The 18,708-nt window shown below is 72.5% G+C and carries 15 protein-coding genes and 1 pseudogene; 14 read left to right on the plus strand and 2 right to left on the minus strand.

Annotated elements, in window-relative coordinates; translation table 11 throughout:
• The first annotated feature begins 97 nt into the window (after positions 1 to 97).
• The 9 genes from ABZV31_RS17700 to ABZV31_RS17740 all read left to right on the plus strand — a co-directional run bounded on the left by ABZV31_RS17700 (position 98) and on the right by ABZV31_RS17740 (position 11,590).
• The gene (locus ABZV31_RS17700; RefSeq protein ID WP_355894376.1) at positions 98 to 901 is read left to right on the plus strand and encodes a TIGR03084 family metal-binding protein; all 804 of its coding nucleotides are present in this window, start codon (positions 98 to 100) and stop codon (positions 899 to 901) included.
• On the plus strand, positions 898 to 2,592 hold the full coding sequence (locus ABZV31_RS17705) for an acyclic terpene utilization AtuA family protein (protein WP_355894379.1): 1,695 nt from the start codon (positions 898 to 900) through the stop codon (positions 2,590 to 2,592). The genes ABZV31_RS17700 and ABZV31_RS17705 overlap by 4 nt, the downstream gene beginning before the upstream one ends.
• Positions 2,589 to 4,187, plus strand: a complete 1,599-nt coding sequence (locus tag ABZV31_RS17710) for a carboxyl transferase domain-containing protein (protein ID WP_355894382.1) — start codon at positions 2,589 to 2,591, stop codon at positions 4,185 to 4,187. The genes ABZV31_RS17705 and ABZV31_RS17710 overlap by 4 nt, the downstream gene beginning before the upstream one ends.
• A 10-nt stretch (positions 4,188 to 4,197) precedes the next feature.
• Complete coding sequence (locus ABZV31_RS17715) at positions 4,198 to 6,054, plus strand: biotin carboxylase N-terminal domain-containing protein (RefSeq protein WP_355894385.1); 1,857 nt, start codon at positions 4,198 to 4,200, stop codon at positions 6,052 to 6,054.
• A gap of 115 nt (positions 6,055 to 6,169) precedes the next feature.
• On the plus strand, positions 6,170 to 7,330 hold the full coding sequence (locus tag ABZV31_RS17720; protein ID WP_355894387.1) for an acyl-CoA dehydrogenase family protein: 1,161 nt from the start codon (positions 6,170 to 6,172) through the stop codon (positions 7,328 to 7,330).
• A 36-nt stretch (positions 7,331 to 7,366) separates the two neighbouring features.
• Positions 7,367 to 8,968 (plus strand): 4-coumarate--CoA ligase family protein, encoded by a 1,602-nt coding sequence (locus ABZV31_RS17725; protein ID WP_355894389.1) that lies wholly within the window; start codon positions 7,367 to 7,369, stop codon positions 8,966 to 8,968.
• The gene (locus ABZV31_RS17730) at positions 8,965 to 9,699 is read left to right on the plus strand and encodes an enoyl-CoA hydratase family protein (RefSeq protein ID WP_355894392.1); all 735 of its coding nucleotides are present in this window, start codon (positions 8,965 to 8,967) and stop codon (positions 9,697 to 9,699) included. Before ABZV31_RS17725 ends, ABZV31_RS17730 begins: the two co-directional genes overlap by 4 nt.
• Entirely contained in the window at positions 9,687 to 10,295 is a 609-nt protein-coding gene (locus tag ABZV31_RS17735) for a TetR/AcrR family transcriptional regulator (protein ID WP_355894394.1), read from the plus strand. Before ABZV31_RS17730 ends, ABZV31_RS17735 begins: the two co-directional genes overlap by 13 nt.
• 242 nt (positions 10,296 to 10,537) lie before the next feature.
• Positions 10,538 to 11,590, plus strand: a complete 1,053-nt coding sequence (locus ABZV31_RS17740) for a 2-oxoglutarate and iron-dependent oxygenase domain-containing protein (RefSeq protein ID WP_355894396.1) — start codon at positions 10,538 to 10,540, stop codon at positions 11,588 to 11,590.
• Positions 11,591 to 11,612: 22 nt separating this feature from the next.
• Here the strand turns inward: ABZV31_RS17740 and ABZV31_RS17745 are convergent, their stop codons facing one another.
• Positions 11,613 to 12,713, minus strand: coding sequence for a citrate synthase 2 (locus ABZV31_RS17745; protein ID WP_355894399.1), 1,101 nt, complete (start codon positions 12,711 to 12,713; stop codon positions 11,613 to 11,615).
• Between the two features lie 453 nt (positions 12,714 to 13,166).
• On the opposite strand from ABZV31_RS17745, the gene pdxH reads away from it, so the two are divergent.
• The 4 genes from pdxH to ABZV31_RS17765 all read left to right on the plus strand — a co-directional run bounded on the left by pdxH (position 13,167) and on the right by ABZV31_RS17765 (position 16,688).
• Entirely contained in the window at positions 13,167 to 13,796 is a 630-nt protein-coding gene (gene pdxH / locus ABZV31_RS17750; RefSeq protein ID WP_355894600.1) for a pyridoxamine 5'-phosphate oxidase, read from the plus strand.
• Positions 13,797 to 14,176: 380 nt separating this feature from the next.
• The gene (locus ABZV31_RS17755; protein WP_355894401.1) at positions 14,177 to 14,932 is read left to right on the plus strand and encodes an SIS domain-containing protein; all 756 of its coding nucleotides are present in this window, start codon (positions 14,177 to 14,179) and stop codon (positions 14,930 to 14,932) included.
• Between the two features lie 24 nt (positions 14,933 to 14,956).
• The gene (locus ABZV31_RS17760; protein ID WP_355894404.1) at positions 14,957 to 15,079 is read left to right on the plus strand and encodes a hypothetical protein; all 123 of its coding nucleotides are present in this window, start codon (positions 14,957 to 14,959) and stop codon (positions 15,077 to 15,079) included.
• A 145-nt stretch (positions 15,080 to 15,224) separates the two neighbouring features.
• Positions 15,225 to 16,688 carry a PAS domain-containing protein gene (locus ABZV31_RS17765; protein WP_355894407.1) on the plus strand — a complete coding sequence of 488 codons (1,464 nt, stop codon included), beginning with the start codon at positions 15,225 to 15,227 and terminating at the stop codon, positions 16,686 to 16,688.
• A 4-nt stretch (positions 16,689 to 16,692) separates the two neighbouring features.
• Here the strand turns inward: ABZV31_RS17765 and ABZV31_RS17770 are convergent.
• Positions 16,693 to 17,081, minus strand: a pseudogene (locus ABZV31_RS17770) (RidA family protein).
• Positions 17,082 to 17,683: 602 nt separating this feature from the next.
• Between ABZV31_RS17770 and ABZV31_RS17775 the strand changes: the two are divergent.
• On the plus strand, positions 17,684 to 18,376 hold the full coding sequence (locus tag ABZV31_RS17775; protein WP_355894409.1) for a metal-dependent transcriptional regulator: 693 nt from the start codon (positions 17,684 to 17,686) through the stop codon (positions 18,374 to 18,376).
• Positions 18,377 to 18,708: the final 332 nt, after the last annotated feature.

Below are 18,708 nucleotides of genomic sequence, written 5' to 3' on the forward strand. Positions count from 1 at the left end.
CCAATTAATGCAAGCATGCTTGATTGTTTCTGACCCCGCTGCCATGCTCCTCACCACACCGCCCCGCACACCGCCGTGCCCCGAGGGGAGCGTCACCGTGTCCGATCCGACGCCCGTGGTCGACGACCTGCGCGAGGAGAGCGAGGAACTCGACCGGCTCGTGGCCGAGTTGAGCAGGGAGCAGTGGGCGCTCGCGACCCCTGCGCCCCGCTGGACCATCGCCCACCAGATCGCGCACCTCACCTGGACGGACCGCTCGGCCCTCCTCGCCCTCACGGACGAGGACGGGTTCCGCGCGCTGGTGGAGAAGGCGCTCGCGGCGCCCGAGTCCTTCGTCGACCAGGGGGCTGAAGAAGCGGCCCAGCTCCCGCCCGCCGAACTGCTGGCGCAGTGGCGGGAAGGGCGTACCGCCCTCGACAAGGCGCTGCGCGAGGCGGCTCCCGGCGCCCGGTTCCCGTGGTACGGCCCGCCCATGTCCGCCGCCTCCATGGCCACCGCCCGCCTGATGGAGACCTGGGCGCACGGACAGGACGTGGCGGACGCGCTCGGTGCGGTGCGCGCCCCCACCGACCGGATCAGGCATGTGGCATGGCTCGGGGTGCGGACCCGCGACTTCGCCCACGGCGTCCATGGACTCCCGGCCCCCGCCGACGACTTCCGCGTCGAACTCCTCTCCCCCTCCGGCGACTTGTGGACGTACGGCCCCGAGGACGCCCCCCAGCGCGTCACCGGCCCCGCCCTCGACTTCTGTCTCCTGGTCACCCAGCGCGCCCACCGCGCCGACCTCGCCCTCCGTGCCGTAGGCCCCGACGCCGACCGCTGGCTCGACATCGCCCAGGCCTTCGCGGGCCCGTCCGGCGCCGGGCGCGAACCCAGGAACGCCGGGGGAGCCCGGCCGTGACCGCTCCCCTCCGCACAGGCAACGCCTCCGGCTTCTACGGCGACCGGTTCGACGCCCTGCGCGAGATGCTCACCGGCGGTGAACTGGACGTCCTCACCGGCGACTACCTCGCCGAGCTGACCATGCTCATCCTGGGGCGGGACCGGCTGAAGGACCCCACGGCCGGATACGCCCGCACCTTCCTGCGGCAACTGGAGGAGTGCCTCGGCCTCGCCCACGAGCGGTCCGTCAGGATCGTGACGAACGCCGGCGGGCTCAACCCCGCCGGACTCGCCGACGCGGTAAGGGAGTTGGCCGATCGGCTCGGCATCCCCGTGCGCGTCGCCCATGTCGAGGGCGACGACCTCAGGGCCCGGTACCCGGACAGCCTCGCCGCCCACGCCTACCTCGGCGGCTTCGGCATCGCCGCCTGTCTGCGCGAGAGCGCCGATGTCGTCGTCACCGGGCGCGTGACGGACGCGGCCCTGGTCACCGGGCCCGCCGCCGCCCACTTCGGCTGGGAGCCGGGGGAGTACGACCGTCTCGCGGGCGCCCTCGTCGCCGGGCACGTCCTGGAGTGCGGCACCCAGGCCACCGGCGGCAACTACGCCTTCTTCACCGACCACGCCCCCGAGCGGCTGCGCCACCCCGGCTTCCCGCTCGCCGAGCTCCACGAGGACGGCACCTCGGTCATCACCAAGCACCCCGGCACCGGCGGCGTCGTGGACGTCGGCACGGTGACGGCCCAGCTGCTGTACGAGACCGGGGGTGCCCGGTACGCCGGGCCCGACGTCACGGCGCGGCTGGACACCGTACGACTGCGCCAGGACGGGCCCGACCGGGTCCGCATCGAGGGAGTGCGCGGAGAGGCACCGCCGCCCACCCTCAAGGTAGGCCTCAACCGCCTGGGCGGCTTCCGCAACGAGGTCACCTTCGTCCTCACCGGACTCGACATCGAGCGCAAGGCCGGCCTCGTGCGGCAGCAGATGGAGGACGCCCTGAGCGCCGCGAAGTCCCGCCCCTCCGAGGTGCGCTGGGACCTCGTCCGCACCGACCGGCCCGACGCAGGCACCGAGGAGACGGCGAGCGCCCTGCTCCGGCTAGTCGTACGGGACCGGGACCAGGAGGCCGTGGGGCGGGCCCTGAGCGCGGCCGCCGTGGAGCTGGCGCTGGCCAGCTACCCCGGCTTCCATGTGTCGGCGCCTCCCGGAAAGGGGGCACCCTATGGGGTCTTCGAGGCCGCGTACGTCCCTCAGGACGCCGTCGACCACGTGGCCGTGCTCCACGACGGCCGCCGTATCCCTGTGTCCCCGGCCCAGGACACGCTCGTACTCGACGACGTGCCGGAGCCGCCGCTGCCGGAACCCCTGCCACCGGGGCCCACCCGGCGCGCCCCGCTCGGGCTCGTCGCCGGGGCCCGCAGTGGGGACAAGGGCAAAAACGCGAACGTGGGCGTCTGGGCGCGGACGGAGGACGCCTGGCGGTGGCTCGCCCACGAACTGACGGCCGACAGATTTCAGCAGCTGATTCCTGAAAGTCGTCAGCTGACCGTCGTCCGGCACCTCCTGCCCAACCTCCGTGCCCTCAACTTCGTCGTCGAGGGCATCCTCGGCGCCGGCGTCGCCGCCCAGCACCGGTTCGACCCGCAGGCCAAGGCCCTCGGCGAATGGCTGCGCTCCCGCCACCTGGACATCCCGGAGGTCCTTCTGTGACGGTCCTTCCCTCCGCGCTGGACACCACCGGCCCCGACTACCGCGCCCACCGCGAGGCCATGCTCGCCAAACTCGCCGACCTCGACGCCGAGCACGCCAAGGCGCTCGCGGGCGGCGGCGCCAAGTACGTCGAGCGGCACCGCAGGCGCGGCAAGCTGCTCGCCCGCGAGCGCATCGAGTTGCTCCTCGACCCGGACACGCCCTTCCTGGAGCTGTCGCCGCTCGCCGCCTGGGGCAGCGACTACACCGTCGGCGCCTCGCTGGTCACCGGGATCGGGGTCGTCGAGGGCGTGGAGTGCCTGATCACCGCGAACGACCCGACCGTGCGCGGCGGCGCCAGCAATCCGTGGAGCCTGAAGAAGGCGCTGCGCGCGAACGACATCGCGCTCGCCAACCGGCTGCCGTGCATCAGTCTCGTGGAGTCCGGAGGCGCCGACCTGCCCGCCCAGAAGGAGATCTTCATCCCCGGGGGCGCCATCTTCCGCGACCTGACCAGGCTGTCGGCCGCCGGGATCCCGACCGTCGCCGTCGTCTTCGGCAACTCCACCGCCGGGGGCGCCTACATCCCCGGCATGTCCGACCACGTGATCATGGTCAAGGAGCGGGCGAAGGTGTTCCTCGGTGGGCCGCCGCTGGTGAAGATGGCGACCGGCGAGGAGAGCGACGACGAGTCCCTCGGCGGCGCCGAGATGCACGCGCGCGTGTCGGGTCTCGCCGACTACTTCGCCGTCGACGAGCAGGACGCCCTCCGGCAGGCGCGCCGCGTGGTCGCCCGCCTCAACCACCGCAAGGCGTATCCCGATCCGGGGCCGGCGGCCCCTCCCAAGTACGACCAGGAGGAGCTCCTGGGCATCGTCCCGGGCGACCTGAAGACCCCCTTCGACCCGCGCGAGGTCATCGCCCGGATCGTCGACGCCTCCGACTTCGACGAGTTCAAGCCGCTGTACGGGACGAGCCTCGCCACCGGCTGGGCGACCCTGCACGGCTATCCCGTCGGCATCCTGGCCAATGCGCAGGGCGTGCTGTTCAGCGAGGAGTCGCAGAAGGCCGCCCAGTTCATCCAGCTCGCCAACCAGCGCGACATCCCGCTGCTGTTCCTGCACAACACCACCGGCTACATGGTCGGCAGGGAGTACGAGCAGGGCGGCATCATCAAGCACGGCGCGATGATGATCAACGCCGTCTCCAATTCGACGGTGCCGCACCTTTCCGTCCTCATGGGGGCGTCCTACGGCGCCGGGCACTACGGCATGTGCGGGCGGGCGTACGACCCGCGGTTCCTGTTCGCCTGGCCGAGCGCCAAGTCCGCCGTCATGGGCCCGCAGCAGCTCGCGGGCGTCCTGTCCATCGTGGCCCGGCAGTCGGCGGCCGCGAAGGGGCAGCCGTACGACGAGGAGGCGGACGCGGCGCTGCGGGCGATGGTGGAGCAGCAGATCGAGTCCGAGTCGCTGCCGATGTTCCTGTCCGGGCGGCTGTACGACGACGGCGTCATCGACCCGCGCGACACCCGCACCGTCCTCGGCCTGTGCCTGTCGGCCATCCACACGGCGCCCTACGAGGGGGCGCGCGGTGGCTTCGGCGTCTTCCGGATGTGAGGGATCATCAGTGATCACTTCTGTGCTCGTCGCGAACCGGGGCGAGATCGCCTGCCGCGTCTTCCGTACCTGCCGCGAGGCGGGAATCCGGACGGTGGCCGTGCACTCGGACGCCGACGAGAACGCGCTGCACGCGCGCGTGGCCGACGCGGCGGTACGGCTGCCGGGGGCGGTGCCCGCCGAGACGTATCTGCGCGGCGACCTGATCGTGAAGGCGGCGGTCGCGGCGGGCGCGGACGCCGTGCACCCGGGGTACGGCTTCCTCTCCGAGAACGCCGGCTTCGCGCGCGCCGTGCTCGACGCGGGCCTGGTCTGGATCGGGCCGCCGCCGGAGGCCATCGAGGCGATGGCGTCGAAGACGCGGGCCAAGGAGCTGATGGGCCTCCAGCCCCTCCGGCACGTCACGGAGGCCGACCTGCCCGTCCTGGTGAAGGCGGCCGCCGGCGGCGGCGGGCGCGGGATGCGGGTCGTACGGAGTCTCGCGGACCTGGACGCCGAGCTGGCGGCCGCCCGCGCGGAGGCGGCGAGCGCCTTCGGCGACGGCGAGGTCTTCGTCGAGCCATACCTGGGGGGCGACGCGGGCGGCCGGCACGTCGAGGTGCAGATCATCGCCGACACCCACGGCACCGTGTGGGCGCTCGGCACCCGCGACTGCTCCCTCCAGCGGCGCCACCAGAAGGTGATCGAGGAGGCGCCGGCGCCCGGGCTCTCCGAGGAGCTCGCGCAGGAGCTGCACGAGATGGCCGTACGGGCCGCCCGTGCCGTCGACTACGTCGGCGCCGGCACCGTCGAGTTCCTGGTGGCCGACGGCCGGGCCCACTTCCTTGAGATGAACACCCGCCTCCAGGTCGAACACCCCGTCACGGAGGCCGTGTTCGGCATCGACCTGGTCGCCCTGCAGATCCGCATCGCCGAGGGGCACACCCTCCCGGCCGAGCCGCCACGCGCGCATGGCCACGCGATCGAGGCCCGCCTCTACGCCGAGGACCCGGCCCGCGAATGGGCCCCGCAGACCGGCACCCTGCACCGCCTCGCCGTACCGGACGGCGTCCGCCTGGACACCGGCTACACCGACGGCGACGCGATCGGCGTCCACTACGACCCCATGCTCGCCAAGGTGGTCGCCCACGCCCCCACGCGCGCGGAGGCGGTCCGCAGGCTCGCCGGCGCCCTGGAGCGGGCGGTGATCCACGGCCCGGTCACCAACCGGGACCTCCTCGTCCGCTCGCTGCGGCACGAGGAGTTCACGAGCGCTCGTACGGACACCGGCTTCTACGACCGCCACCTCGCCGAACTCACCGAGCCCGACCCCGACCCGTACGCCCCGCTGGCCGCCGCGCTCGCCGACGCCCACGGCCGCTCACGGTTCGGCGGCTGGCGCAACCTGCCCTCGCAGCCGCAGGTCAAGCGGTACGCCATGGCGGGCGAGGAGCACGAGGTCCGCTACCGGCACACGCGGGAGGGCCTCGCCGCCGACGGGGTGCGGGTCGTGCACGCGGACGCGCAGCTCGTCGTCCTCGAAGTGGACGGCGTGCAGCGGAAGTTCGAGGTGGCCCGCTACGGCGACCAGGTGTACGTCAACGCCACCGCCCTCACCGCCCTGCCCCGCTTCCCCGACCCGGCCGCCCAGCGCGCCCCCGGGTCCCTGCTCGCGCCCATGCCGGGCACGGTCGTGCGCGTCGCCGACGGTCTGGCCGTAGGAGCCGCCGTACGGGCCGGAGAACCCCTGCTGTGGCTGGAGGCGATGAAGATGGAGCACAAGATCTCGGCGCCGGTCACCGGCACGCTCGCGGCCCTGCACGCGAGCCCGGGCCAGCAGGTGGAGCTCGGCACCCTCCTGGCAATCGTCCACAGCAACGCCGAGTAAGGGGCGCGGAGAACCGCGCGACCAGCCACGAACGACTCGCACCCTCCAGCGACTCGCACCCGCCAGCGACTCGCACCCTCCAGACGGCCTGCTGCCCCCTCTCCTAGGAGCTCCCATGTCCCCGGTCATCGAATCCGAAGAACACAAGGCCCTCCGATCCGCCGTAGCCGCCCTGGGCAAGCGCTACGGCCGCGAGTACATCACCCGTGCCGTCGAAGAAGGCGGCCACCCCACCGAGCTGTGGTCAGACGCAGCCAAGCTCGGTTATCTCGGCGTCAACCTGCCGGAGGCATACGGCGGAGGTGGCGGCGGCATCGCCGAACTGTCGATCGTCCTCGAAGAGCTGGGCGCGGCCGGCTGCCCCCTCCTCATGCTGGTCGTCTCCCCGGCGATCTGCGGCACCGTCATCGCCCGCTTCGGCACCGAGGCGCAGAAACAGGCCTGGCTCCCGGGGATCGCCGACGGCACCCGCACCATGGCGTTCGGCATCACCGAGCCCGACGCCGGTTCCAACTCCCACCGGATCACCACCACCGCCCGCCGGGACGGCGCCGACTGGCTGCTGACCGGCCGCAAGGTGTTCGTCTCCGGTGTCGACATCGCCGACGCCACCCTGATCGTCGGCCGCACCGAGGACGCCCGCACCGGACGTCTCAAGCCGTGCCTGTTCATCGTCCCGCGCGACACCGAGGGCTTCGAGCGGCGGCCGATCGACATGGAGCTCAAGGCCGCCGAGAAGCAGTTCGAGCTGGTCCTGGACGACGTACGGCTGCCCGCCGACGCGCTCGTCGGCGACGAGGACGCGGGCCTGCTGCAGTTGTTCGCCGGGCTCAACCCCGAGCGGATCATGACGGCCGCCTTCGCGATCGGCATGGGGCGGTACGCGCTGTCCCGGGCGGTCGAGTACGCCCGCGACCGTACCGTCTGGAAGGCGCCCATCGGCGCCCACCAGGCCATCGCCCACCCGCTCGCCCAGGCGCACATCGACCTCGAACTCGCCCGCCTGATGATGCAGAAGGCGGCCCACCTGTACGACGCCGGCGACGACGTGGGCGCCGGGGAGGCCGCCAACATGGCCAAGTACGCGGCCGCCGAGGCCTGCGTGAAGGCCGTCGACCAGGCCGTGCACACCCTCGGCGGCAACGGCCTCACGCGGGAATTCGGGCTCGCTTCGTTGATAACCGCCGCACGCGTGGCTCGTATTGCTCCGGTGAGCCGGGAGATGATTCTCAACTACGTCTCCCACCAGACCCTGGGCCTGCCCAAGTCGTACTAGGCCGTATTGGCGCACACCGTCGTGCGAGGAGGAACCGTGTTCCGCAGCGAGTACGCAGACGTCCCGGCCGTCGACCTTCCCATCCACGAGGCCGTGCTGGGCCGAGCCACCGAGTTCGGTGACGCACCCGCGCTGATCGACGGCACGGACGGCACCACCCTCACGTACGACCAGGTGGACCGGTTCCACCGGCGGATCGCCGCCGCGCTCGCCGAGGCCGGCGTGCGCAAGGGCGACGTCCTTGCCCTGCACAGCCCGAACACCGTCTCCTTCCCTATCGCCTTCTACGCCGCCACGCGCGCGGGTGCCTCCGTCACGACCGTGCACCCGCTCGCCACGCCCGAGGAGTTCGCCAAGCAGCTGCGTGACTCGGCGGCGCGCTGGATCGTCACCGTGTCGCCCCTGCTGGAGGCGGCGCGCCGGGCCGCCGAACTCGCGGGCGGGGTGCGGGAGATCTTCGTCTGCGACAGCGCGCCCGGACACCGCTCCCTGATCGACATGCTCGCCTCGGCCGCGCCGGACCCGTCCGTCGGCATCGACCCGGCCGAGGACGTCGCGGCCCTGCCGTACTCGTCGGGCACCACCGGCATACCCAAGGGCGTGATGCTCACGCACCGTCAGATCGCCACCAACCTCGCCCAACTCGAACCGGCGATCTCGGCGGGCCCCGGCGACCGGATCCTCGCCGTGCTGCCCTTCTTCCACATCTACGGTCTGACGGCCCTGATGAACGCGCCCCTGCGGAAGGGCGCCACCGTCGTCGTGCTGCCCCGCTTCGAGCTGGAGACCTTCCTCGCGGCCATCCAGAACCACCGCATCACCGGCCTGTACGTGGCCCCGCCGATCGTGCTGGCCCTCGCCAAGCACCCGGCCGTGGCGCGGTACGACCTGTCGTCCCTGAAGTACGTCATCAGCGCCGCCGCACCTCTGGACGCGGAGCTCGCCGCGGCCTGCTCGCAGCGCCTGAACCTGCCGCCCGTCGGCCAGGCCTACGGCATGACGGAACTGTCGCCGGGGACGCACGTCGTCCCCCTGGACGCCATGCGTGAGGCACCCCCCGGCGCGGTCGGCAAGCTCATCGCCGGCACCGAGATGCGGATCGTCTCCCTCGCCGACCCCGACAAGGACCTCGGCGTCGGCGAGGTCGGCGAGATCCTCATCCGCGGACCCCAGGTCATGAAGGGCTACCTGGGCCGCCCCGACGCCACCGCCGCGATGATCGACGCCGACGGCTGGCTGCACACCGGGGACGTGGGCCACGTGGACGCGGGCGGCTGGCTGTTCGTCGTCGACCGGGTCAAGGAACTCATCAAGTACAAGGGCTTCCAGGTGGCGCCCGCCGAACTGGAGGCCCTCCTGCTCACCCACCCCGGCATCGCCGACGCCGCCGTCATCGGCGTCTACAACGACGACGGCAACGAGGTCCCGCACGCCCACGTGGTGCGCCAGCCGACCGCGCATGACCTCTCCGAAGGAGAGGTCATGATGTACGTCGCCGAGCGCGTCGCCCCCTACAAGCGGGTCCGGCAGGTCACCTTCATCGACGCGGTGCCCCGCGCCGCCTCCGGGAAGATCCTGCGGCGGGCGCTGCGGAACCTGCGGGAACAGCAGCAGCGGGAACTCAAGGAGCAGTCGTGACGTTGATCGGACGCACGCGCGCGCGTGCCGTCGAGACGCTCAGCCTGGACTCGCCGCACAACCGCAACGCCCTGTCGGCGGCGCTCGTCGGCGAGCTGGCGGACGCGCTGACCGGATGCGCCAAGGACGGCGACGTCCGCGCGGTCGTCCTCACCCACACCGGCAACACGTTCTGCGCGGGCGCGGACCTGCGCGACCCGCCCCACCCGGACGCGTTGGTCGGCCTGCTGCGGCAGATCGTCGAGCTGCGCAAACCGGTCGTCGCCCGCGTCACCGGACACGTCCGCGCGGGCGGCCTCGGCCTGCTGGCGGCCTGCGACATCGCGGCCGCGTCCACCGCCGCCACCTTCGCCTTCACGGAGGTGCGGATCGGGGTGGCGCCCGCGGTCATCTCGCTGCCGCTCCTGCCCCGCACCGACCCGCGCGCCCTCGCCCGCTACTACCTCACCGGTGAGCGCTTCGACGCGGCCGAGGCGGCGCGGATCGGCCTCGTGACGGCGGCCGGGGACGACGTCGACGCTGTACTGGCGCCGGTGCTGAACGGCCTGCGCCGCTCCTCCCCCCAGGGCCTGGCCGAGACGAAACGGCTGCTCACGGCTAGGGTGCTGGAAGCCTTCGACCGGGACGCGGCCGACCTGACCGCGCTCTCGGCCCGGCTGTTCTCCTCCGCGCAGGCGCGCGAGGGCATGACGGCCTTCCTCGAACGACGGGACCCCGCATGGGAGGTGTGAGCACAGTCGAACGCGACCGCGTCCCCAAGCAGGACCGCAGCCGGGCCACCCGGCAGCGGCTCCTGGAAGCCGCCGTCGCCTGCCTCGCCGAGCACGGCTGGGCGGGCTCCACGGTCTCCGTCGTCTCCGAACGCGCCGGCGTCTCCCGCGGCGCCGCCCAGCACCACTTCCCGACCCGCGAGGACCTCTTCACGGCGGCCGTCGAGTACGTCGCCGAGGAACGCTCGACCGCCCTGCGCGCGCTGTTCCCGCAGGGCGCCGCGGGAGACCGGCGGGCCGTGGTGTCCGCCCTCGTCGACCTCTACACCGGCCCCCTCTTCCGCGCCGCCCTGCACCTGTGGGTCGCCGCCTCCAACGAGGAGCAGCTGCGGCCCCGCGTGACCGAACTGGAGGCCCGCGTCGGCCGCGAGACCCACCGGATCGCGGTCGAGCTGCTCGGCGCCGACGAGACCCGGCCGGGCGTACGGGAGACGGTGCAGGGCCTGCTCGACATGGCCCGTGGCCTGGGCCTCGCCAACCTGCTCACCGACGACCGCGCCCGACGCGAGCGGGTCGTGGCCCAGTGGGCGGCCCTGCTGGAGGAGGCGCTGGGCTGAGCCCTCGGGCCGCTTCTCAAGGGCCGTGAACCGGGCCACATCCGTATCCCGCGCCCCGCAGTACCCTGTGCGCATGCTTCCGATGCTCGTGCGACGCCGTCACGTGGACTACGCGCGCGTCACGAGCATGGGCTGTCGGCGTTCTGCCTGACCCAGCCCCCTCTCCCGTTTCCTTTCGGCACCTGCGGCCGCGCTCACCCATGGCGGCGGCCCGGGCCCCCGTACACCCTGCGGACGCACTCATGACGAACCCGGTCACGAACCCGACGACGAACCCGACGACGAACCCGTCGTACGACCAGCTCCCGATCATCGACCTCTCCGCGGCCGACCGCGGCCCCCAGGCCCGTGCGGTGCTGCACGCGCAGCTGCACAGCGCCGCCCACGACGTGGGCTTCTTCCAGCTCGTCGGGCACGGCGTCACCCAGGCCGAGACCGACGCGCTGCTCGGCGCCATGCACGCCTTCTTCCGGCTGCCCGAGGCCGACCGCCTCGCCCTCGACAACGTCAACTCGCCCCACTTCCGCGGCTACACGCGCACCGGCGACGAGCGCACCGGCGGCGCCCGCGACTGGCGCGACCAGCTCGACATCGGTGCGGAGCGGCCCGCCCGCGTCCCCGGGCCGGGCGAGCCCGCCTACTGGTGGCTCCAGGGCCCCAACCAGTGGCCGGCCGCCCTGCCCGAGCTGCGCACCGCAGCCCTGAGCTGGATCGACCGGCTCAGCCAGGTCGCCGAGAAGCTGCTGCACGAGCTGCTGGCCGCCATCGGCGCGCCCGCAGACTTCTACGACCCGATCTTCGGCGAGCACGCCCACCCGCACCTCAAGCTCGTCCGCTACCCGGGCAGCCCGGCCGACGGCACCGACCAGGGCGTGGGCGCCCACAAGGACTACGGCTTCCTGACGCTGCTGCTCCAGGACGAGGTCGGCGGGCTCCAGGTGCAGCGCGAGGACGGGCGGTTCCACGACGTGCCGCCGATACCGGGCGCGTTCGTCGTCAACCTCGGCGAGCTGCTGGAGGTGGCCACCAACGGCTACCTCATGGCCACCAACCACCGGGTCGTCAGCCCGCCCGGCGCCACCGAGCGCTTCTCCGTGCCGTTCTTCTACAACCCGCGCCTGGACGCCCGCGTCGAACCGCTGCCGTTCCCGCACGCCTCCACCGCGCCCGGTGTCACCGACGACCCGGACAACCCGCTGTTCGCGGAGTACGGCTTCAACGAGCTGAAGGGCAAGCTGCGGGCCCACCCGCTGGTGGCCGAACGGCATCACGCGGAGCTGCTCAGCCCCGCGTGATGCCCGTTGGACGGACGGCGAGTCAGCGCACGATGTCCTCGTAGCCCTCGATCTCCCGCGGGTTCCGCGGGCCGGGGCCGACATAGCGGGCGGACGGGCGGACCAGGCGGCCGGTGCGCTTCTGCTCCAGGATGTGCGCCGACCAGCCCGCCGTACGGGCGCAGGTGAACATGGACGTGAACATGTGCGCCGGCACCTCGGCGAAGTCCAGGACGATCGCCGCCCAGAACTCGACATTGGTGGCCAGGACCCGGTCGGGCCGGCGGTTGTGCAGCTCCTCCAGGGCCGCCTTCTCCAGGGCCTCGGCGACCTCGTAGCGCGGGGCGCCGAGCTCCCGGGCGGTCCGGCGCAGCACCCGCGCGCGCGGGTCCTCGGCGCGGTACACCCGGTGCCCGAAGCCCATGAGGCGCTCGCCCCGGTCCAGCGCCTGCTTGACGTACCCCTCGGCGTCCCCGGTCCGCTCGATCTCCTCGATCATCCCGAGGACGCGGGAGGGGGCGCCGCCGTGCAGCGGGCCGGACATGGCGCCCACCGCGCCCGACAGGGCGGCCGCCACGTCGGCGCCGGTGGAGGCGATCACGCGGGCGGTGAAGGTGGAGGCGTTCATGCCGTGCTCGGCGGCGGACGTCCAGTAGGCGTCGACGGCTGCCACGTGCTTGGGGTCCGGCTCGCCCCGCCAGCGGATCATGAAGCGCTCCACCACGGAGTGCGCCTTGTCGATCTCGCTTTGCGGCACCATCGGCAGGCCCTGGCCGCGGGCCGACTGGGCGACGTACGACAGGGCCATGACGGCGGCCCGGGCCAGGTCCTCGCGGGCCTGCTCGGCGTCGATGTCGAGGAGCGGTTTCAGGCCCCACACGGGCGCGAGCATCGCCAGCGCCGACTGCACGTCCACGCGGATGTCGCCGGAGTGCACGGGGATGGGGAAGGGCTCGGCGGGCGGCAGACCGGGGTTGAAGGCGCCGTCGACGAGCAGGCCCCAGACGTTGCCGAACGAGACGTGACCCACCAGGTCCTCGATGTCGACGCCCCGGTACCGGAGGGCGCCGCCCTCCTTGTCCGGTTCGGCGATCTCCGTCTCGAACGCGACGACTCCCTCGAGTCCGGGTACGAAGTCGGACATCAGGCGGCTCCTCGTGGTCTGTGCGACAGATGGTGTGGTGGGGGACGACGACCATGTGTCGGATGTCAGAAGTGGGCGTACGTCGTGCGGATCCGCGGTCGCGTACGGAGCGCGGTTGGGGGCGGGTCACCCGTGTGATGCCCCATGCGGTCGGCGGTCACCCAACCGGGACGGCAGCAGCACGATATCCCCGAGTGTCAACGTTGGGGAGAACGCTCGGCACTCAGTGCCAGGCAGTGACGAAGGACACCTTCCGGGACGGGCGAAGGTCACCTTCCGGGACGGGCGAAGGTCACCTTCCGGGAAGGGCGGAGGACACCCGGCCGTGCGGGGCGAAGGACACCCTCCAGGGCGGGACGAAGGACACCCTCCGGGCCGGGACCACCCATACGGCAAGATGACCGCGTGACCCACCGAGAAGCCGGAGAAGCCGCCCCCTTCGACCTCGCCTCCATGCGCAAGCACTACCGGGCCGAGGGCCTGTCCGAGGCCGACCTGGCCGAGACCCCCGTGGCCCAGTTCGCGCGCTGGTTCCAGCAGGCCGCGACGGAGGGCGGGCTGTTCGAGCCCAACGCCATGGTCGTCTCCACGGCGGACGCCGAGGGCCGCCCCAGCTCCCGCACGGTGCTGCTGAAGGCGTTCGACGAGCAGGGCTTCGTCTTCTACACCAACTACGACTCCCGCAAGGGCCGCGACCTGGCCCAGAACCCGTACGTCTCCCTGCTCTTCCCGTGGCACCCGATGGCCCGCCAGGTCATCGTCCAGGGCGTCGCCCGCCGCACCGGCCGGGACGAGACCGCCGCGTACTTCCGCACCCGCCCGCACGGCTCCCAGCTCGGCGCCTGGGCCAGCGCCCAGTCCTCGGTGATCGCCTCGCGCGCGGACCTCGACGCCGCCTACGCCGAGCTGGCCGCCCGCTACCCGGAGGGGGAGCAGGTCCCGGTCCCGCCGCACTGGGGCGGCTTCCGGGTCGCCCCGCAGACGGTGGAGTTCTGGCAGGGCCGCGAGAACCGCCTCCACGACCGTCTGCGGTACGTGGCGGAGGCGGACGGCAGCTGGCGAGTGGAGCGGCTGAGCCCGTGAGGGCTGCAGAAGGGATGGTCCTGTAATGAGCCCGGAGGCCCGGAGGCCCTGAGGCCCGGAGGCCCTGAGGCCCGGAGGCCCGGAGGCCCTGAGGCCCTGAGGCCCTGAGGCCCGGAGGCCCGGAGGCCCGGAGGCCCTGAGGCCCTGAGGCCCGGAGGCCCTGAGGCCCGGAGGCCCGGAGGCCCGGAGGCCCGGAGGCCCTGAGTGCCTGAGCCCCTGAAGGCCCTGATGGCTGGCTGTGGCTCGGGGTACCCCTGCTCGAGAGCTTGGGTGAGGTTCGAGGTTCGGACAACCATCGGTTCCGGAGGCGGCCGTATTGACACGGCTCTGGTCCAGACCGCACCGTGATCCGCGACACAGGCGCCTCGAAGGGACCCCGTATGAGCGACCGCACGCTGGCCGGCCAGTTCTTCGACGCGGCCATCGGCCTGCTCCAGCGGGTCCGCGAGGAGGAGGCCGAGTCGATCACGGCCGCCGGCACGCTGCTCGCCGACACGGTGGCCTCCGGCGGCCGCCTGTTCGCGTTCGGCGCCGGCCACTCCTCCCTCGCCGCCCAGGACGTCGTCTACCGCGCCGGCGGCCTCGCCCTGATGAACCTGCTCGCCGTCCCCGGCGTCGTCGGCGTCGACGTCATGCCGGCCACCCTCGGCTCCGCCCTGGAACGCGTCGACGGCCTCGCCGCCGCCGTCCTGGACAGCTCCCCCCTCCGCTCCGGCGACGCCCTGGTGATCATCTCGCTGTCGGGCCGCAACGCCCTCCCCGTCGAGATGGCCATGAACGCACGCGCGCTCGGCGTGAAGGTCATCGGCGTGACGTCGGTGGCGTACGCCGCGGAGACGAAGTCCCGGCACGTCTCGGGGACGTACCTGAGGGACCACTGCGACGTCGTCCTCGACTCCAAGATCGCGACCGGCGACGCGGAGCTCACCCTCGACACCGTCCCGGCGCCCTTCGCGCCCGCCTCCACGGTCGTCACCACGGCCCTCCTCCAGGCGGTCATGGCCACCACCGCCGGCGTCCTGGCCGACCGCGGCATCGAGCCCCCGCTGCTGCGCTCCGGCAACGTCGACGGCGGCCACGAGTGGAACGGCCGGATCTTCGAGCAGTACGCGGACCGGATCTTCTACCGACGCTGACCGGCGGACGTGGCCGGGGGCCCAATGCGGTTCGCCGAGGCGCACGGGTTCACTGAGGCGCACGGGTTCACCGAGGTGGAGCGGTACGTGCTGCCCGGGGAGTGCGACCTGTGGCTGACGAGGCGGATGACGGCCATGGCCGTGTAGATCCCGGCCCACGGGGAATTTCCCCGTACAACGATTCCTTCAATCTTGTGGGAACTCGATGTGTGCTGCGTCACGTTCGAGTTGAATGATTCCAGTGAGCGAACCGACGCGCTTTACGTGCGGACGCAGCCTGCAGGGGGTCCAGGTGAGTGCTTCCCGGCGTAGTGGGACCACCGACGAGCTGGGGCCGGACGAGCCCGAGCGGGACGGTCCGGAGGGCCCCGACGGCCCCGACGGCCCCGACGGCCCCGACGGCCCCGACGGCTCCGACCTGCTCGCCGCGCTGCTGGACGGGATGGACGCGGCCCTGTGCGCCTTCGACGCGAACGGCGTCGTGACCCACTGGAACCGCGAGGCGGAGCGCATCCTGGGCTGGACCTCGGCCGAGGCGGTCGGGCGGCACGGGCTCGCCGGATGGGCCCTGCGCAGTGCGGACGCCGAGGAGGTCGAAGGGCGGCTGATGTCCGCCATGCGTGCACCCGGACGCCAGGTGCAGGAGTTCGCGCTGCTCACCAAGGACGGGGGCCGCGTGCTCGTGCGGACACAGTCCGCGGCCGTGCGCGGACCCGACGGCAAGCCCGCGGGCGTGTACTGCGCCTTCAGCGAGGTGCACGCGCAGATGGACCTCGAGCGGTCCATCGCGCTGAGCGAGGCGCTGCTGGAAGACGCGTCCTGGGGTGTCGTCCTCGTAGACGCCGACCTGCGGCCCGCCGTCGTCAACGCGCACGCGGCGCGGGCCCTCGGCACGGGACGCACGGTCGCGCTCGGGCGGCCGCTCGGCGAGCTGCTCTCCCAGGGCGTGGAGGAGCTGGAGAGCGCGCTCACGCACGTCCTGGCGGAGGGCGCGCCGCCCGCGCCCGCCGAGATCTGGGTGAGCGTGCGGACCCCGGAGGGCGAGAAGCGGCGCTGCTGGCGCAGCGGGTTCGTCCGGCTGGCCTCGCCGCTCGCGGAGGAACCGGTGCCGCTCGGCGTCGCCTGGCTCTTCCAGGACGTCACCGAGGCCAAGCAGGGCGAGCAGGAGGCCTCAATGCTGCGGTTCCGCACCAACCAGCTGCACCGGGCGGCCCGGGCCGCGGCGGAGTGCGAAAACCCGGCGGAGGCCGCCACGGTGTACCTCGACTTCGCGCTCGCCGGCTTCGCCGACCACGCGCTGATCGACCGCGTGGCGGGCGGCGCCCTGGCCGACGGCGAGACGGACGGCGAGACGTCGGCACCGGTACGGCTGGTGCGGGTCGCCGCCACGCCCTCCGGCGGCGGCCCCGGGCCGAGCCAGCTCAGCGGGCAGGCCGGGCTGCCCGTCCGGTACGGCGAGGGCCATCCCGCCCTGCAGTGCGTCGAGCGGATCGGGTCCGTACGGGCCACCGTCGGCACCGTACCGGCCGAACAGGCACGCGAGTGGGCCCTGGCCCGGCAGTGGCCGGGGGACGCCGTGCACGCCCTGTGCGCGGTGCTGCGCAGCCGGGGCCGGACGCTGGGCGTCGTGACGTTTCTGCGCGGCTCCGGACGCAGCCCCTTCGAGCGGTCCGACGCGGCCTACGCCGAGGACGTGGCCGTACGCATCGCGACGGCCCTGGACCTGGCCGGGCTGCTGGAGGGCAGGCAGCCCTGAGCCGTCAGGCGGCGTGCCTCCTGGCGTACACCTCGATCTCGATCTTCATACGGGGATCCGCCAGCCCGCACACCATCATCGTCGCCGCGGGCCGCACCTCACCGAAGATCCGGCGCAGCACCGGACAGCACGGCTCGAAGTCGCCCCGGTCGGGCAGCAGGTAGCGCACCCGTACGACGTCGGCGAAGCCGCACCCCGCCTCCGCCAGCGCGGCCCCGATGTTCCGCAGACACTGCTCGGCCTGCTCCACACGTCGTCGGAGATCGTCATGGTGGCGTAGTCGTACCCGGTCGTCCCCGACACGTGCACCCAGTCGCCGTCGACCACGGCGCGTGCGTAACCGATCTGCTCCTCGAACACCGAACCACTGAGAACCGCACGCCGCTCTGTCATGCCCGGAACAGTAGGTGACCTGGACGGACGCGTCAGCCCGAAAAAGCGGTTGAGCGGTGGCCGGCCCTTTCTTAGGGTGTGGGGCACCGAGGAGAGGAGGTGGTTCGGAGCATGTATGCACACCGGACGTCGGAGGTGGCTGCGGGCTAGCGGCTCGCCACCACACTCAGTGCGGTGCCGGACCAGCACGTGAGAGACGCGTGCAGCCGGCCCAATCCCAAGCAGTCACCCGACCCGCGAGCTGCCGGTACGTCCGGCCGGCTTCTCCGCCGCGAGGCGGAGGGACCCGAGCTCGCGGGTCGTCTGCGTGTACGGGGGTGTACGGGGGTGTAGGGGGTGTACGGGGGTGTAGGGGGTGTACGCAGGGTTCGCGGCTGGGCGAGCACGCGGCTGCGCGCGCTGACGGCATGGCTGTGTGCGGCTGGGCGGCGTCGCCGGTCGAGGCCTGATGCGGCTGCGGTAGCAGAATCGCGCGGCTTCTGGAGCTCGGCGTTTCGGCGGAGCGCTCCGGTTGTCAGTGGTATGCGTCAGAATTGAATCCAGGGCCAGCGCACGCGCCGGGGAGCCTTCGAGCCTCCGGCAGAGGTAATCGAGGGGCACGTATGTCCGGACTGATCGACACCACGGAGATGTATCTCCGCACCATCCTCGAACTGGAGGAGGAAGGCGTCGTCCCCATGCGCGCCCGCATCGCCGAGCGGCTCGATCAGAGCGGGCCGACGGTCAGCCAGACGGTCGCGCGGATGGAGCGCGACGGTCTCGTCTCGGTAGCCCCGGACCGCCACCTGGAGCTCACGGACGAGGGCCGCCGACTGGCCACGCGCGTGATGCGCAAGCACCGGCTCGCGGAGTGTCTGCTCGTCGACGTGATCGGCCTGGAGTGGGAGCAGGTGCACGCCGAGGCCTGCCGCTGGGAGCATGTGATGAGCGAGGCCGTCGAGCGCCGCGTGCTGGAGCTGCTGCGCCACCCGACCGAGTCGCCGTACGGCAACCCGATCCCGGGCCTGGAGGAACTGGGCGAGAAGGACGGCGCGGACCCGTTCCTGGACGAGGGCATGGTGTCGCTGGCCGATCTGGACCCGGGCTCCGACGGCAAGACGGTCGTCGTCCGCCGTATCGGCGAGCCGATCCAGACGGACGCGCAGCTGATGTACACGCTGCGTCGCGCGGGCGTGCAGCCCGGTTCGGTGGTGAGCGTCACGGAGTCGGCGGGCGGTGTGCTGGTCGGCAGTGGTGGCGAGGCGGCCGAGCTGGCGGCGGACGTCGCCTCGCACGTCTTCGTCGCCAAGCGCTGACCGGTGCCGTCACGGCCCCGCTCCCGCGGTGGTCGGGTGGTGCCGTCGCTGGTGCCGTCCCCCCGGGTCGTGACGCAGCGTCACTCTCTTGGGGAAGCTTGCGTAAATTCGGTCAACTTCCGTGACCACAGAGGCAGTTGTGGCGTTGTCGTCGATCGAGTCGAATCCAAGATTCAGTGCGTCGAATCGCAGCGCTCGGACGTTTCGCGTGCCAGGCTGTCGCGAGAGGCATATGACCTGAAGGGGGCGGGAGGGGATGTGCCGCAGACGTGTGGAGGGCCCCGGCGCCGTGCGGCGCCGGGGCCTGTCCTCCCCTGTGCTGACCCGGAGCC

Source organism: Streptomyces sp. NPDC005202, assembly GCF_040608235.1.
Taxonomy (GTDB): Bacteria; Actinomycetota; Actinomycetes; order Streptomycetales; family Streptomycetaceae; genus Streptomyces.